The organism is Rheinheimera sp. UJ51 (assembly GCF_020819615.1).
GTDB lineage: Bacteria > Pseudomonadota > Gammaproteobacteria > Enterobacterales > Alteromonadaceae > Alishewanella > Alishewanella maricola.
In genome coordinates this window covers 1-15,953 of record NZ_JAJHOG010000025.1, presented here as the reverse complement: position 1 = coordinate 15,953, position 15,953 = coordinate 1, and the positions used below count along the sequence as shown (strand labels likewise).

The 15,953-nt window shown below is 42.2% G+C and carries 16 protein-coding genes and 1 pseudogene; 7 read left to right on the top strand and 10 right to left on the bottom strand.

Translation table 11 applies throughout. The features are described from left to right. Together LMJ53_RS16785 and istB are read left to right on the top strand one after the other, a co-directional pair. Nucleotides 1-220, top strand: a pseudogene (locus LMJ53_RS16785) (IS21 family transposase); the annotation flags it as partial. Between the two features lie 11 nt (nt 221-231). Then, a complete protein-coding gene (gene istB / locus LMJ53_RS16780; protein ID WP_229588528.1) occupies nt 232-978 on the top strand; it encodes an IS21-like element helper ATPase IstB in 747 nt (248 codons plus the stop codon). 20 nt (nt 979-998) lie between these two features. On the opposite strand, the gene LMJ53_RS16775 is transcribed toward istB, so the two are convergent. Next, entirely contained in the window at nt 999-1,388 is a 390-nt protein-coding gene (locus LMJ53_RS16775) for a hypothetical protein (RefSeq protein ID WP_229588527.1), read from the bottom strand. A gap of 1,993 nt (nt 1,389-3,381) precedes the next feature. Further along, entirely contained in the window at nt 3,382-3,750 is a 369-nt protein-coding gene (locus tag LMJ53_RS16770; RefSeq protein ID WP_229588526.1) for a hypothetical protein, read from the bottom strand. A gap of 85 nt (nt 3,751-3,835) precedes the next feature. Here LMJ53_RS16770 and LMJ53_RS16765 point away from each other — a divergent pair, with 85 nt between their 5' ends. Continuing rightward, nucleotides 3,836-4,054: a hypothetical protein gene (locus LMJ53_RS16765; protein WP_229588525.1), complete on the top strand. Its 219-nt coding sequence runs from the start codon at nt 3,836-3,838 to the stop codon at nt 4,052-4,054. Nucleotides 4,055-4,085: 31 nt separating this feature from the next. Here the strand turns inward: LMJ53_RS16765 and LMJ53_RS16760 are convergent, their stop codons facing one another. The 7 genes from LMJ53_RS16760 to LMJ53_RS16730 all read right to left on the bottom strand — a co-directional run bounded on the left by LMJ53_RS16760 (nt 4,086) and on the right by LMJ53_RS16730 (nt 13,290). After that, nucleotides 4,086-4,493, bottom strand: a complete 408-nt coding sequence (locus LMJ53_RS16760) for a hypothetical protein (RefSeq protein WP_229588524.1) — start codon at nt 4,491-4,493, stop codon at nt 4,086-4,088. 532 nt (nt 4,494-5,025) lie between these two features. Then, on the bottom strand, nt 5,026-5,778 hold the full coding sequence (locus tag LMJ53_RS16755; RefSeq protein ID WP_229588523.1) for a hypothetical protein: 753 nt from the start codon (nt 5,776-5,778) through the stop codon (nt 5,026-5,028). After that, nucleotides 5,775-7,502, bottom strand: a complete 1,728-nt coding sequence (locus LMJ53_RS16750; protein ID WP_229588522.1) for a restriction endonuclease subunit S — start codon at nt 7,500-7,502, stop codon at nt 5,775-5,777. Before LMJ53_RS16750 ends, LMJ53_RS16755 begins: the two co-directional genes overlap by 4 nt. Nucleotides 7,503-7,506: 4 nt before the next feature. Next, nucleotides 7,507-9,009 carry a type I restriction-modification system subunit M gene (locus tag LMJ53_RS16745; protein WP_229588521.1) on the bottom strand — a complete coding sequence of 501 codons (1,503 nt, stop codon included), beginning with the start codon at nt 9,007-9,009 and terminating at the stop codon, nt 7,507-7,509. Nucleotides 9,010-9,237: 228 nt separating this feature from the next. Beyond that, a complete protein-coding gene (hsdR, locus tag LMJ53_RS16740) occupies nt 9,238-11,646 on the bottom strand; it encodes an EcoAI/FtnUII family type I restriction enzme subunit R (protein ID WP_229588519.1) in 2,409 nt (802 codons plus the stop codon). Nucleotides 11,647-11,719: 73 nt separating this feature from the next. Then, nucleotides 11,720-12,547, bottom strand: a complete 828-nt coding sequence (locus tag LMJ53_RS16735) for a restriction endonuclease (RefSeq protein WP_229588517.1) — start codon at nt 12,545-12,547, stop codon at nt 11,720-11,722. Nucleotides 12,548-12,555: 8 nt separating this feature from the next. After that, the gene (locus LMJ53_RS16730) at nt 12,556-13,290 is read right to left on the bottom strand and encodes an NYN domain-containing protein (protein ID WP_229588515.1); all 735 of its coding nucleotides are present in this window, start codon (nt 13,288-13,290) and stop codon (nt 12,556-12,558) included. A 259-nt stretch (nt 13,291-13,549) separates the two neighbouring features. On the opposite strand from LMJ53_RS16730, the gene LMJ53_RS16725 reads away from it, so the two are divergent. The 4 genes from LMJ53_RS16725 (at nt 13,550) to LMJ53_RS16710 (ending at nt 15,195) form a co-directional block, all read left to right on the top strand. Then, nucleotides 13,550-13,849, top strand: coding sequence for a hypothetical protein (locus LMJ53_RS16725; RefSeq protein WP_229588513.1), 300 nt, complete (start codon nt 13,550-13,552; stop codon nt 13,847-13,849). Further along, the gene (locus LMJ53_RS16720; protein WP_229588511.1) at nt 13,846-14,202 is read left to right on the top strand and encodes a hypothetical protein; all 357 of its coding nucleotides are present in this window, start codon (nt 13,846-13,848) and stop codon (nt 14,200-14,202) included. Before LMJ53_RS16725 ends, LMJ53_RS16720 begins: the two co-directional genes overlap by 4 nt. A 332-nt stretch (nt 14,203-14,534) precedes the next feature. After that, nucleotides 14,535-15,020 carry a hypothetical protein gene (locus LMJ53_RS16715; protein ID WP_229588509.1) on the top strand — a complete coding sequence of 162 codons (486 nt, stop codon included), beginning with the start codon at nt 14,535-14,537 and terminating at the stop codon, nt 15,018-15,020. Next, nucleotides 15,013-15,195: a hypothetical protein gene (locus tag LMJ53_RS16710; RefSeq protein ID WP_229588507.1), complete on the top strand. Its 183-nt coding sequence runs from the start codon at nt 15,013-15,015 to the stop codon at nt 15,193-15,195. Before LMJ53_RS16715 ends, LMJ53_RS16710 begins: the two co-directional genes overlap by 8 nt. A gap of 173 nt (nt 15,196-15,368) precedes the next feature. Here the strand turns inward: LMJ53_RS16710 and LMJ53_RS16705 are convergent, their stop codons facing one another. After that, nucleotides 15,369-15,815 (bottom strand): hypothetical protein, encoded by a 447-nt coding sequence (locus LMJ53_RS16705; protein ID WP_229588506.1) that lies wholly within the window; start codon nt 15,813-15,815, stop codon nt 15,369-15,371. Nucleotides 15,816-15,953 lie beyond the last annotated feature (138 nt).

Below are 15,953 nucleotides of genomic sequence, written 5' to 3'. Positions count from 1 at the left end.
ACAGCGCGCCTGCCTGGCGCTACTGAGTGAGCAAAAACGCTACGGTAGTGACAGGCTGGAAAGTGCCTGCGCACTGGCCATCAGTCGCCAGCTACCTTATATACCGGTCATCAAAAAGCTGCTGAAAACCGGTGAAGATATGCGCAGGCAACCGGATGAAACCAACACCATTATCCCTAGCACACACATCAACATCCGTGGCTCAAAATACTATCAATAAGGACAATACTAATGGATGCACTACTTATCCAACTGCGCCAACTTAAGCTGGCAGCCATGGCCAGTGCGCTGGAGCAACAACGCCTTGCGCCCCATACTTATGCCGAGCTTAGCTTCGATGAACGATTGGGATTACTGGTCGAGCAAGAACATCTGGCGCGGGATAACACCCGCTTACAACGCTTGCGAAAACTGGCTAATCTGCGCCTTAAAGCGACACCGGAAGGCTTACGCTATCCGGCAAAGCGCGGCTTGCGAGCTGAACAAATTACACCACTTATGCAAGGACATCACCTGACGTACCACCAGAATATCTTGATAACCGGGCCCACCGGCAGCGGCAAAACCTATCTTGCTTGCGCCTTAGGTGAGCAAGCTTGCCGACAGAATAAACGCGTGCTGTATTACCGGTTAGGTCGGTTACTGGAAAGCCTGAAAATGGGGCATGCTGATGGTAGCTATCTTAAACAACTGGTACAGCTACAAAAGGTAGATATGTTGATCTTGGATGATTGGGGCCTTGAGGGATTTAAAGGTAAACAAGTCAGCGATTTACTGGACGTGATTGAAGATCGCTACGAGCAACGCAGCACAATTATAGTCAGTCAGTTACCGGTCTCGGAGTGGTACGGATTAATGGATAATCCAACTGTTGCAGATGCGCTGTTAGACAGAGTGATCCACAACGCCCACCGACTGGAATTAACAGGTGAGTCACAACGTAAAAAAACACTGGTTCAGGGAGAAGAAGTCGGGTAAAAAGAGAACATAAACGAAGGTCAGATCATGCTGGCCGGATCACACCGAAACGCCTGGCCGGATGAAACCGGAACAGGTGGCCGGACAAACCGAAATACGCAATCGGAGACTAAAATAGATTGAGGTGGGCTATAAGAGTCTAATACAGTTGTTTCATCTTTTAAAAATTGCTCCAGCAAAAGTTTAAACTGAGATCTATAGAACACGAGATTTTCACCAACATTACATAAGGTCAGCAATCCTTTTTTTACCATGGCTAAAATACATGCTTCATCTAATCCCAATTGAGAAGCCGCTTCATCTAAAGAAATGAAAAGTCCTTCTCGATTAATCGGTACAGAAGCACGCATAGTGTTTCTATAATTAGAAACACTATTATGCGTTATTGCTTCTGAACCAAAACTTTGCAAATAAAACTCCAGATAGACTTTGTTAAACCTCCCTGTAGTTAAATTACTTAAGACAAAATCCTTTTAAGCGCCAACATTCAGATATGCTAACAACAGGATCTATAAATCTCCAAAATTTCACTTAGCAAGCAAAAAAATCATAACCAATTGTTTTAATTGAAAATAAATAAAAACCAGCAAAAATAACGAAAAAATATTTTTTTTAATTCATTAATTTTCTTTGTTAAGCGCTAATTATTTGTGAGTTATTTACTTTATAAATGAGAAAAAACAAAATTGACGACAACAAATAGCGCTATATGGATATACCAGTGAGTCAACAAATCAGTATGAGAAAACGCTTAAACATTTTTGTTAATGGCAAACATGAAAAGTAACGGTACAAACGAGCCTGTGTTTGATGATTATATTTATCTGCATCAACACAAAGCTGAACTTAACCTAGACATAAGCATCAGCATCAGCATCAGCATCAGCATCAGCAAATTGTTGCACGATAAGCTGAATGCAGTGCAATATTTGCAAGGCAATGGGATGTATAGAGTGCTAAATGTTTGCACAGCGAAAATTGGCGCTTTTTCGCACAATTTGCTGAGGACTTTGTAAACGGGTTCGGTTTGCCACCAGGTATTTACCTAAAAGAGACAGCTTATTATTAGCTAGTTATGATAAAAAATAATGTAAAAGCGGGCATCAAGCCGTTCATTCAAAACGAAAAATGATACTTTTTTGTTAACAGAAATACTAAATAAATCTGGTTTTCGAATATTTTTATTACGATTTTTCTGAACACGAGAAAAATCGACATTAAGATAATTGTATCCAATTGATTTTTATTAAGAAAATTCAAATTAATCACAAATAATAACGGACTAACTTATGGCTAACTGATTTTTAGCAGATTTAGTCTAATAATCAGACAAAATCAAACGTAACAAGTTGAAAGTAATGATAAAAAAACCAAGAAAAACATCACTAACTGATTTTTAGCAGATATTGATTATTATTCATCCAAATAAATCTGTAAGCAATTGAACTAAAACACAAATAAATATTTAAGCAGGCAACCTAACTGATAATTAGCAGATTACGTATGATTTTTGACCAAACCAATCATTAAGCAACTGAAAAATAAAGGTAAACACAATAAAATTCACTATCTAACTGATTTTTAGCAGAATTCGTTCATTTTTAAAGCAGATAAATCCATAAGCAACTGAAATTAAAACAATAAAACGAAATTAAAAATCAAAATATAACTGATTATTAGCAACTTCAGTCTAAAAAACAATCAAAAAATAACGTAAACTATTGTTTATTAAAAACAAACGCATAAAAAGAGACCTAACTGATTTTTAGCAACTTCCCTAACTCATTTTTAGCAACTATAAACCAATAGAAACAACAACATAGGAAAAATAGCACCTAACTCATTTTTAGCAGCCTAACTGATTTTTAGCAACTATTAATGATATATATCAGCAACTTAAATTAAAAAACAGAAAAAAATAACTCTCGTGTAAGATCTAGATTAGAAAGAAAGAAAAAAGATCTTTGAGATCGCAATAAATTTAAAAACCGCTTCGAAATCAGACGGATCTCTAAAACGCAATTTAAGCAACATACCCCCCCCACCCTAGACCAACATATGAAAAATACAAATTATCTCACCACAGACTGTTATAGCCACCTTAAAATCGATTAAAACCACACAGCTTAGATTGATTTTTAATTCTGAGAAAATACCTCTAAAAATTAAAGTCTCCTCAAAAATAATCTAAACACAATTAATTAACAAATGGCATTGCTTTTGAGTATGGAAAAAATTAGAGATAAATGAATAGATTTCGAAGCAACTTAAAACCCACAAAAATACCTAAGCTTAATAACCCCCAACATATGTTTCCTTACGAACGCCGGTCTTGATTTCATCAAAGAACTAAAGTCATTTGTTTAACTGGCTTTATTAGTTGCTATGCAAATTTTAGATAACTTATTCACACTCAATATCCTGCAAAAGTAGCTTAGCTGCAGCACTTACGCCGCGCAGTATGCTGATATCGACCACATCTAATCGAATTGGGTTGGCTAATACCCTATCTGCTTTTCTAAATTCATCATGAGCACTGATGATCTTGATATAACGCTGCAAAAGCTCTATTGGTGTTGTTTCACGTATAAGTTGTTTTTTTAGGCTCTCTGCAAATTTTTGCATGCGCTCTGTATCGTCGTCTTCATGCAACTCACAATAAATCGCTTCAGCCAGTTGCGGCCTACCCCAGCCAAGCTGTTTTTGCATAGCATTTATTTTAGCTTGCAGCTCTTTTATCTGATTGGTGTCCCTTTTTGTCCCTGTCGGCAATTTATTATCACTCCTGTTCGCAGCAATGGTGCTGTGAGCACCTAATAAACGTTATCAATGCGTTGATACGCAAAGGAGATACAACATGTCAAAACCAATGACAATAGAAGCCGCAGCTCGCATTCAATCTGCTACTGCGAGAGCACACGGCGGTGAAGTGCCTAAAGGCTCATTCGCCGCAAAAGCTAGCAGTGTAGCCGCTAAAAACGCAGCTTCACGCCCTTCACCACCAAATGGCCCAAGTAAAACCGGCAACCCATCAGGCGGTGGTCGGGGAAATAACCCACCAGCAAAAGGTAAATAAGGTTTAGCGAAGGCCGGGGTAACCTGGCCTTTTAGCGGCAACTTTTTAAGTTTTTAGAAAACAACTCGACAAACTCAGGAGACTTCCGCTTTAAATCCTTACCACTGACATCAGGCATCGTTTTATCCAATGCACAGGTACAGGACCGGGTTAACACCTGCTGCATACTCCTAGTTAAATTCACACCGGATGGGTTTGAGCAATAACTAATAATTTCGTAAATCGCGGCTGAGGGATAACGCTTTGCTTCAAGGTACTCACTATCAAGATACTGCCCTCCGAATGCACCGAATAAAATCAAACCAGTGGCTGTTTTAATGGACGTTTTATATTTTCGAAAAGAAAAACCAACAAAATTATTCTCGCACTTATGGCAACGAATGTTATCAGCAAATTCTAGCGTGTTAGTTGTATTACAATGCGGGCATTCGATGTTCATGTGAAATAGTGTCCTTACTATGTATTCTTCTTGTTCCACATTCTCTTTGATGTTGAAACAAAATTATCTTCTTGAGTAATTCGTTTTACCAGCTCAGAAACCTCTTCATCTGAATACTGATTTCGGTCGGCAAATTTAGCATGATGATGATAAGTATTATTCGAGTTTTTCCATTCAAGTCTTGCAATACATGCCTGTATACACTTCGCGTTTAATTCAGGTAATCCTTTAAATTTAAGCAGAAATTAACTGAGAGAATGGTGCGTGTAAGCTTTGTTAAGAAGTCCCAAGAATATCCGCTTCATACCATCAGCTTTTTGCGAATCTGATTTCGGACCAGTATCAATGTATAAACCTTAATAGCTTTTCTAAAACAGTAAGCAATACCTCAAAATGCTTGTGGCAAATGTAGGAAAATCTTTTAGCTTCCTAAACATGGAGTACGTGTAAGACATGCTTCAGAGGATACTCAATTTGCGCGGTGTCACTTGTTATAAAAAGCATCTAATTTTGTAGCATAATCATGTGCATTTTAACAATCAACCAAAGCTAAAAACTCTTTATACAACTTAGTTAAATGTTCATGCTGAAATTCAATACTGTCACTGAAAAAACCTGCCTTACGAAGAAAAACAGCACTTCCTTTAGCAATATCAACATCAACAAATTTCGCACAATAAATAATGAAAACACGATCAGGTAATACAGACCGCAAGGTGCGATAATAACTGTTCGGGACAATTAAATGAGCATTACTTTGAATATGCTCAATAATCCGGCTGATTAATTCAAAATAGTGCCCAACGGCATGGTCTGATTGAAGAGCTGAAACTGACAAGGTTGTCAAATCAGGACGTTCTTGCGTCACCTTAGTTTCTAGTAATGTTAAATCAGGATAAACCTTATCGTACAAGCTATTAAGCATTTGCAGCATAGAGAAGAAAGTATTCTCAAACTGCTGCAAGCGCATATTCCGCTCTTGCGCTTCCATGCTATTGGCTGAACGTTGAACCTCTGCCCTGGATAGTGTTAGTTCTTCACGTGTTAGCTCTAACTCGCGCTTTTGAATATGAATGGTATAAATTAGTGCTAGAAAGCTGAAGAAAGCCAAAAATGGCGTTACAACTCCGCCAAAAAAGGAGCCAAACTCGGCCCAAACTTTGTGGTCTTCCGTTAGAGTTGTGAAATGATAACCGTAGAAAAGACAAACCGCTGCAACACCTGTTATTGCAAATGCTGCAAACACCCATAAAGCAAACGCTGAACTGGCCTCTCTAGCTCTCATGCCACCACCTGTTCGACCATTGATTCAGCTAAAACAGATTGGGTTTGCTGAATGGAAGACATGCTTTTGAGCATAATATCGCATATATTAATTAAATCAGTTACTCTGCTAATCACTCGACTTTGTATGGCTACTGGAGGAAGGGGAATTACATATTTATCTAATTTTTCTCCAGTGAAATGCTGAATAGTTGCACCTGTTATATATTTATTTAAACCGCCAGTATTAAGATCATTAAATATACAAAGCTGTAAATAATCAGTAGTTACTCCAGAGAATGGTCTTGCGCGGTGCAGTGCTTTTTGAAAATACATTTCAATAGTTTTATGTTTCCAAATTGCACATCTACCAGGATACCCCCCCTCACATATTAATAGATCTCCATACTCAAGTTTGAACTCTGTAAGCTCGTCTTCTTTAAATCGCATACTTTTTATATCGTCTAGTTCTATAACTCCCCACTGCACGTTTGTATTTCTCAGATAAGGTTTCATTTCACCCAAGTTTTTTGCTTTGTCTAACATTTTGCCTAAACGAGAGTTTGCCACATCGCTAAATCTCACCCACTCCCACCCCTGCGGCAGTTCAAACGGTTTTTCGTCATCACTAATCGGCGGTAGTGATTTTTGCTTTTTAATTTTACCGGCTTTTACCAGGGCGTCTTTCTCGGCGGCGATGCGTTTTAGCAGTTCGCTGGCAGGTTCGTCGTTGGGGTCTTGTTTAACCAACTTGCCCATTACTGCTAGTTGCAAGATGGTTTGCTTTAACGCCTCGATGCTGTATTCGGTGGTAAATAGCGTGTCAAAATGTGCAGCCAGGCGCTGCCAGTTACTGGCCAGCTCATCGGCGTTTTGGCTTTGGATTAAGGTGGCCAGTAAGGCATCAACTAGTTGGTTATGGGCATCGAGCTGCTGGTAGCTTTGCTGTTCTAGCTGATCGCAAAGTGACATTAGCTCGCCTAATCTAGTAACAATTCGAATCTGCTCACTATGTGGAGGTAAGCCAATCACTGAATTCGCTATTTGGCTACCAGATAGATGATCAACGGTAGTATAAGCTTTAACTCCCTGAAGTTTTAACAACTGAGCTTGAAGTGATTCAGCAACAAACATTTTTTCAGTGAGATCACCGAAAAAAATTAATCGGCTAACTCGTTGATTTAAAAGTGCGACATCTCCCGACCAAGGGGCAACTCGAAAGTTGCCATCCATACTAATGAGATAATCACCACTTATAACTAAAAATTCATCACGGTATTCACCGCTATAATATGTACCTGAGAAATCTTGTCCAACATCACGAATCCTAATTAAAGGTAATCCGTCACCATTTTCATTAAAGGCATTTGACTTGAAAGCAAAACCTGCTTGAGGCAAAGCAAGTTCGGCTAGTCTTGCAAACAACCACCCTTTAGGTAACTCAAAAGGTTCCTCTTCATCCGAAATAAGCGGCTGTGTTTTTTGCTTTTTCAGCTTTCCGGCTTTAACCATTGCCTCTTTCTCAACAGCAATGCGCTTTAACAGTTCACTGGCCGGTTCATCATTGGGATCTTGCGGCACCAGCTTACCGCGCACGGCGAGTTCTAAAATCAGCTCGCGAAGTTTTTTAACGCCGGTAAGCTCAATCTTGTTATTGCTGCCGCGACCACTGGTGCTTTTGGCGGTTTGTGCCTGTGTCCACAGGTCTAAATGCTCTGTTATCAGCTGTTCAACTTGCACTGCCATGCTGTTAACCTCTGCCACTGGTTGGTGACTTTTCACCTTTGGCATGGATTGGTGCCAGGGCTTCGGCCAGAATGCTTTTAAGCTGGTCGCGTAGCTGCTGAATTTCCTGCTGCTGCTGGGCGTAACTGGCTAACAACTCTTCTGGGTCGTGGCTTATTTGCTCGCCAATATGCGGGTTTTTACAATCTAGGTTGTAGTTGCGCGCTTTAATCTCATCTGCCGATACTTTCCAGGCAAACTGGTTTTCTTCACGCGTGGCAAAGCCATCGGCTTCGCTGCCCCACCAGGCTTCTTCAACGGCGAATTCTTCAATGCGCATCGGGCGGGTTTTACTGTAGTTTTTAACGCCCTCTGGGTATTGATGCTCGTAAAACCAAATATCTTTCGTGGGTGTGCCTTTGGTGAAAAACAGCAGGTTGGTTTTAATGCCGGTGTAAGGGTTAAACACACCATTGGGCAGGCGCACTATGGTGTGCAGGTTGCACTCTTCCAGCAGCTTTTCTTTTAAGCGCGACTTCATGCCCTCGCCAAATAAGAAGCCGTCGGGCAGTACTACTGCGGCGCGGCCACCGTCTTTTAACAAGTGGACGATTAAGGTCATAAACAAGTCAGCGGTTTCGCGGGTGCGCAGGGCCTGCGGGAAGTTGGTTTCGATGCCATCTTCTTCCATGCCACCAAACGGCGGGTTGGTAATAATGCAGTCGACCCGCTCTTTTGGCCCCCAGCTGATTAGCGGCCTTGCCAAGGTGTTGTCGTGGCTTATTTGAAACGGCACTTCAATGCCGTGCAAAATCATATTGGTGGTGGCCAGCAAATGCGGCAGTGGCTTTTTCTCCACGCCAAAAATGCTGTTTTGCAGCACTTGCTCATCGCTTGGGGTTTTAACGTAATGCTTGCGCTTATGCTCGATGGTGCAGGTTAAAAAGCCGCCGGTGCCACACGCGGGGTCGAGTACTTTATCGCTCAGTGTAGGGTTAACCATGCGCACCATAAATTCGGTAACCGGGCGCGGAGTATAAAACTCACCGGCGTTACCGGCGTTTTGTAAGTCGCGCAGTATTTGCTCGTACATGTCACCGAACAGGTGGCGTTCTTGCGCTTTGTTAAAGTCGATCCCTTCCTGAATTTTATTAATCATCTGCCGTAGCAGCTGGCCCGATTTCATATAGTTATAAGCGTCTTCAAATACACTTTTAATAACAAAAGCACGCTGGTCATCGCCCTTTGGCTGCAAGTTCTGTAAAGCCGGGAACAGTTCGTTATCGATAAACTGCTTTAACTCGTCACCAGTAATGCCTTCGGCATTGGCTGCCCAGTTGCGCCAGCGTAAATGCTCTGGAATGGGTGAGCTGTAATCGCCAAACAGTTCCCACTCCTGCTCTTTATCATCATAGATTTTTAAAAACAGCATCCAGACCAGCTGGCCAATACGCTGAGCGTCACCGTCTACGCCGACGTCTTTACGCATAATGTCTTGAATGGATTTAATGGTACTGCTAATTGACATGGTGTTCCTTTTTAACTCAAGTAGTTCGACAAGTGGCACCGAATCGGTTTACCTACGCCAACCCGCCGTAAACCCATCCGTGGGGGCTCCTTTATAAACTTCATCCTTGAAGTTTATCCTGCGGACCAGCTTCGCTGTTCAAATTCGCTCCCGGCGAATTTGTCAGCCTTCTGGCCTGAGACGGTTGGCTTAGCGTAGGCTGGTTCTCGCATTCCGATTTAGTATCACTTAAGCAATATTTTTATCGTCGTAAAGTGCTTGTTCTAATTCGTGCAGGGCCTGCTCGTAACCGGCTTTACCACCAAAGGCATTCACCAGCTCGACCATTGTGCCCATGGTATTAAAAGGCGGCAGCTGTAAAATTTTAATATCTTCAATATGCGCAATGCCGGTGTCGGCATACTTTTCCAGCAGGTTTTCCAACACTTGCAAGGCTGCGCCCTGGTATTTAGTAAAGTAGTTGCGCTTTTTTACGTTATTGGCGCGCTCGCGCCGGGTAAGTGGCGGTGCATCGTAAACGATATGGGCAATTAAATCGAAGGCATCGAGCTGTGTACCCAGTTTTTGTTCAACTTCTGCGCGCAATTCATCCCAAAACACGCCATGCTCGGCAAGCTGTTGGATGATCTCATGCTTACGCTCAGCACTGCTCCAGTGCCGAAAGAAGTCTTTTAAGGTGGCGAACTGCTTTTGTACACATTCCTTGGTGTAATCGGTTAATGATTCGGTGATGAGTTTGCCATCTGGCCCTAAAAACTGCACTCGCTCACCAATCATCATTACCGGATGCCCAGCAACGAAAAACTTTTTCTTCTTTTCACCGCCACCACCAACGTCGATACCCGCTAGACCAGAGCCATCATCACCTGTTTCGCCATCTCCTACTGTAGCGCCATAACCCGGATCTTCATCCCCCACGCCACCGTCATTGCCTGCTGGCGGCTCTGGATCATCACCTGGTTTGGGATTGTAAATAACAACTGGATCACCATCGAAGGCTGGATCAGCAAACAGCTCGGTGGCTTTTTTAAAGTCCATGATGGTAAACCATAACTTGCCAAAGTCTTCATTGATGCGAGTGCCTCGACCAATAATTTGTTTGAACTCCGTCATCGACTGAATGCGTTGATCCAGTACCACTAACTTACAGGTTTGCGCGTCTACGCCAGTGGTCATTAACTTACTGGTGGTAGCAATAACGGGGTAACGACTTTCTGGGTTAATAAAGTTATCTAATTCGGCTTTGCCTTCGTTGTCATCGCCGGTGATGCGCATAATGTACTTACTGCTTTCTTTCACGCGCGCTGGGTTTAGGTTAACTAAGGCTTGGCGCATGCGCTCGGCATGATCGATGTCGTCGCAAAAGATAATGGTTTTTTGAAACTCACCGGTTTTTTGCAGGTATTCCGTGACCTTTTGCGCAACCAGCTGAGTGCGCTCGTCAAAAACGATATTGCGATCCATATCCTTTTGGTTATAGATGCGATCTTCAATCTCAAGGCCATATTTATCTTTTTGGCCTTTCTTTGGTCGCCAGCCAAAGAGGTCAATGTCAAAATCAATGCGCACCACTTTATAAGGCGCAAGAAAGCCATCATCAATACCCTGCTTTAACGAGTAAGTAAAAATCGGCTCACCAAAATAATGAATATTGCTGACATCTTTGGTTTCTTTTGGTGTTGCGGTTAAACCAATATGAGTAGCTGATTTAAAGTAATCCAGAATGTCGCGCCAGGCGGAATCTTCCCGCGCACTGCCACGGTGACACTCGTCAATCACGATAAGGTCGAAAAAGTCCGGTGAGAACTCTCGATAGATGTTTTGCTCTTCTTCTGTGCCGGTGACTGCTTGGTATAAGGACAAATAAATTTCATACGACTTATTAATGGTGCGCTTGGTAATTTTGGTCATGGCCTGACCAAAGGGCTTAAAGTCGTTGTTTTTGGTTTGGTCGACAAGAATGTTGCGATCGGCTAAAAACAAAATGCGCTTTTTCTGCTTGGATTTCCAAAGCCGCCAAATAATTTGAAAGGCGGTGTAGGTTTTACCCGTACCGGTAGCCATTACTAACAAAATACGATTTTGGCCACGCGCTACCGCTTCAACCGTGCGGTTAATGGCGGTCATTTGATAGTAACGTGGGCTGCGGCCACTGCCGTCATCATAGTAAGGCGTGTCGACTAACTGCACGGCCGCCGCTTTAAAACCATGATATTGGCAATACCATTGCCATAACTGCTGCGCAGAAGGAAACGCATTTAACGCCAGCTCTTGCTCGGTTTTGCCGCTTAAGCCGGTTTTATCATGAAACAAAAAACCATCGCCGTTACTGGAGAACACAAACAGCACATCCAGCGCTTCGCTGTACGCCAATGCCTGTTGCATGCCAGCGCCAAGGCTGTGCTTGTTATCTTTAGCTTCGATAACCGCTAGGGGTAAGTTCTTTTTGTGGAACAGCACATAGTCGGCTCGGCGTTTTTCACCTCGGCTATGCATACGGCCACGCACAATCACCCTACCGGCGGTAAAGGTAAGTTCTTCACGAATTTGGGTTTGCAGATCCCAACCGGCTTGCACAATGGCAGGGGTTATAAACTTAGAACAAATATCGCGTTCACTGAGGGCTTTTTTATTCATGTGCACTCATATCCATATGATGATTAACCGATTGTATAGCAAACCGAAACAGGGTCAACATTACAGCTTACGATTAAACTTGCCGAGTTCCGCGACAGCTTGGATAACCAGAGCATCCATAGAACTGATTTCCCGCGTTTGGGCCTTTTTTAGCCGTTCTTAACACCATATCGTTGTTACAAATTGGGCAGCGTATTGCTGATGCTACAGAGGATAACACCGGCTTATTTTGCTGTGGTTCGCGCCCTTTTATGGCGCTGACTAAAAGCCTGCCATCAATAAGCTGAATGTTTTTACCCTCTGCAAAAGCTTGGGCATCGTCTGTAAACTGACCTGAGGTTACCAAGAAAACGCCTGCTGCCTGCTCTGCGACCATAACACCGTATAGTTCGCGCACTACCTTTACCGGCACTTTGCTGGCTTTCCAATGTTTGCATTGCACCAGATAGGTTTTAAAGTCGCTTGCGGTTAAGTGTAAATCAACTCCGCCATCAGCACCGTTTTCCGTTTCGCGAACCTTATAGCCCTTTTCACGGAAAAATTGCCCTACCAGCATTTCAAACTCACGCCAGCTTATTGCGGCAAATGCATCTTGCTCTGATGTGGTATCTTGCCGAAAGTGATTAAACAGCGACGCGCGCTTAGCTTTTGCTTTGTAAGATGCAATGGCACCAAATACAAAAATAGCCGGTATGAGATAGCGCCCCCAATAAGCCAAATAATAAACCATTGACGCGGTAACATGCGCCATAGGCTGTTTTGGGTCAATTATTGGCATAATTGCTAAACTATCGAGATAAAAATATAGCCCGATAGCAAGCGCAACACTTAACCACCAAGGCAGCATACTGGCTATGCCGAACAAGTCATCTAGCACACTGGATTGACGTCTTCTGCCCATATACTTTCCTACTTGGCTATATTGGTTTTGGCAGAAGGCTTGCTGCGCTTTTTATCTTTTACCCAAAGTACTGAGCCATTTGTTTTGCGCATATCAAACAGGTCAATGGCCATAAATAAATCACTGAGCTTTTTAAAGCCATAGTTACGTTGATCAAATGAGGCGTGGTTTGAGATGTGTGTGCCAATAGGACCTAATTTTGCCCAGCCCTCATCGTCTTCAACGGCTTCTATTGCTTGGCGCAACAAATTGATGAGCTTGGTGTCGCTTTTTATATTGTTTGTTGCTTTTTGCACGGGCACTGCTATTTCTTCTGGCTCATCAAAATAGAGAAAGCGAGAACAGCTATTTACGAAGGGTAATGGTGCTTTACGCTCACCAAAGCCAATAACAAATTTGCCATCAGCCAGTGCACGGGTAACTAAGGGAGTGAAGTCACAGTCGGATGAAACTAAACAGATAATGTCGACGTTCTTGGTATAAAGCACATCCATCACGTCAATAACCAACGCCATGTCAGTCGCATTCTTACCTTTGGTTAAATCAAACTGCTGGATTGGTTGGATGGCGAAGTCATGCAGAATGTCTTCCCAAGGCTTGATTTTAGGGCTTTTCCAGTTGCCATAGGCTTTGCGAATATTCACCACACCATAGCGTGCAAGCTCTGCTAACACCTTATCCATTTTTTGAGCAGGTGCATTGTCGGCATCGATAAAAACCGCGATTTTTTCCTTGTCTTTCATCTTAGTTATCCTTAACTACGAAACGCCATTTGTACCGACTTTAGTGCAGTATATTTTGGTTTGCAATAGATATAACTAAGTTCAAAGCCGCTAGTTAAAGCGAGCTAATGTAACTATGCTCAATAATACCAAAAGACTTTTTAGTAAAAACTGAGAAACCAAATAACCTTTGTTTTTTTGTTATTAAGAGTACAAAGCTCAGTATTTTCCTTTTCACACTCCTAGTTAGTTCTGAGAACATAACCAAGGAGAGACCATCATGACTTTACCGTCAAACCAGCTGATTCAGCACATTGAGACACTTTTAGAAATCTGCAAGGCCACCTTAAACTCTGAAGACGCTAAACAGCTTCAACAACAGCAATTTCAATTTGATCACGTTGACGCCAATGAATTGATCTTGATAGAGATCAGCCGCGCGTTATCACAGCATATTGGAGATGACACCGTTTTAAGTTACTTCCGCATGTTGCTGCGGTATTCGCTAATCGAGGATAAACTAACTTTAAAAGGTTATTTGACCGACAAAACCATTGAACGGTTAGAGGTGTCAGCATGAGCCAACTAGTTCGGGTTTACCAGCGCAAAAGCAAAAGCCCTTGGGACGACACGTCGACGTTTATATTATTGGCGGATATTGCTAATTTGCAAACGTTGGAGCTAACCTTTGGCCGCTATATCTACCAGCATCGTAATGCTGGAGGCAAGATATTGGGTATCAGCGTTAGCAGGTCAATACAGGAAGAGCTTGAATGCGAGCAATATATAGATGCGGATAAAATGCATACTCTACTTGGGTACTATAGTGAGGACATTTCGGAGTTTTGCGAAAAATTTCCAGATGAGTTTGAGTCAGTGTTCGGTTTGCCGCCAGATTTATTTCTGATTGTGGCAGCAGCACACTGGGGTTAGTGAAGAACTAACAATCTACGGTGAGCTTTGCTCACCGTTTTTATATTTTGCATGTCGCATTTCAAGTTAGTGCCATTAACGGTTATAAAGAAGTTTGCTTGTACAAATCAGCTTTGCAATTGCCATTCGCTAATTGTCATCGTTTAATAACCAATAAGTATTCAGAAAGTGACTTTCCTAAATAGGAATTTCAGCTCATTAGTTTAATGCTCATGCTGGGCGTACACAACCGCAGTCACAAACAGCCACTGCGTGGCTTTGTGACCTGAACCGTTGCAAGGGTTTTCGGCCTGAGCTGCGAGCTTTAAGCAATTCAATCAGGAAAGAATAGTATGGAAAAGTCTCAAACAGGCTTGGCTGGCGAGTTTTACACTTTAGCGCAACTAACTCATAGAGGACTGATTGCGACCCTCACGCTGGGAAACACGAAAGGTGTTGATATTCTTGTTACTAACCAAGAAATTAATTCCTTATTCAAAGTTGAAGTAAAAACTACAGTTAATAAACCAAGAAAAGAAAAGCTTTTTGGACACGAAGAATTTTTTATGTGGACTATGGGAAAAAAGCACGAGGAAATTAGAGATAGTAATCTCGTTTATTGTTTTGTCTGCCTTCAAGGTGCGAATACTCTTCCAAGATTTTTTATTGTTCCAAGCGATGATGTTGCAGATTATGTAAAATGGCAGCATGATCATTGGTTATCAACTAGAGTAAACTTAGTAAAAGAGACAGCAATGAGAACATTCAGAATCTCATTATCCGATCCAAATGGTTACGAGAATAATTGGAGGCTTTTGGGTATTTGTCAAAATGATTAACACTTTGCAGACAATGAGCACAGCTATAAAAAACGATCAGGAATATGAAGTTGAATTAGAAGCAATAGAGCAACTGCTTGAAGCTGAGCCTGGCACGCCTGATGGTGAACAGTTTGAAATCTTGGCAAAGATGATCGAAGAGTATGATGATATTCATCATCGACTTAAAGAATAAATTAGTGCCCGGTTTTTTTTCAAATCGTCACTAAGTGCCAATTGCAGACATTTCAACTTTAAGGCTTTAAAGTCCGCTTTTAGGCGTTAGCAGAACGCCACGCGCATGCGCGCGAACTTGTGAGCGTCGCAGGGGACGCAGGCCCCAAATGACGCGGATTGTTATATTTGATCTTACCAATGCGCTTTAAGCCGATGAAGTGTGACCAGATATGGAATTTGAATGATGAGCTCTAAACGAATCATCATGCTGCCACTGAACATCATCTCAAAAACCATTGTTCCTACCGTTGATGCTAACCCAATATAACCAAAGACAATACAAGCATTTAAACCCCAGTTTTTTCCAAAAAGTAACCCGTACGCGCATAAACCGTTTACGAAAATCACTGCTGCTATCACCAAGGGCATTAATGCCCATGCATTACCCTTGTATTCCAGTCCGAACATTGTGTACGAAGAACTGAAACCGAAAATGAGTGACCCGAAATAAAAGAATGGTACAAGCGCTCCCATAACAATAAATAACCAGCCAAAAATCTTTATCCAAAGAGGAATAAGAGATTTTCTAATCTCCGGCTTATCGATACTCGCCTCTTGTTCGTTTAGTACAATTTCCATTTGTTACTCCGAAAAATATAACGCTAAGCTAAGGGGCGCGAATGTGCGGCGAAAATGGCGAAGCCGCCGCGCGTTTGCGTCCCAACGAACGAAGTGAGTGACTTTAGCGCTTTGTTAGCCACACACTACTCCACAAGG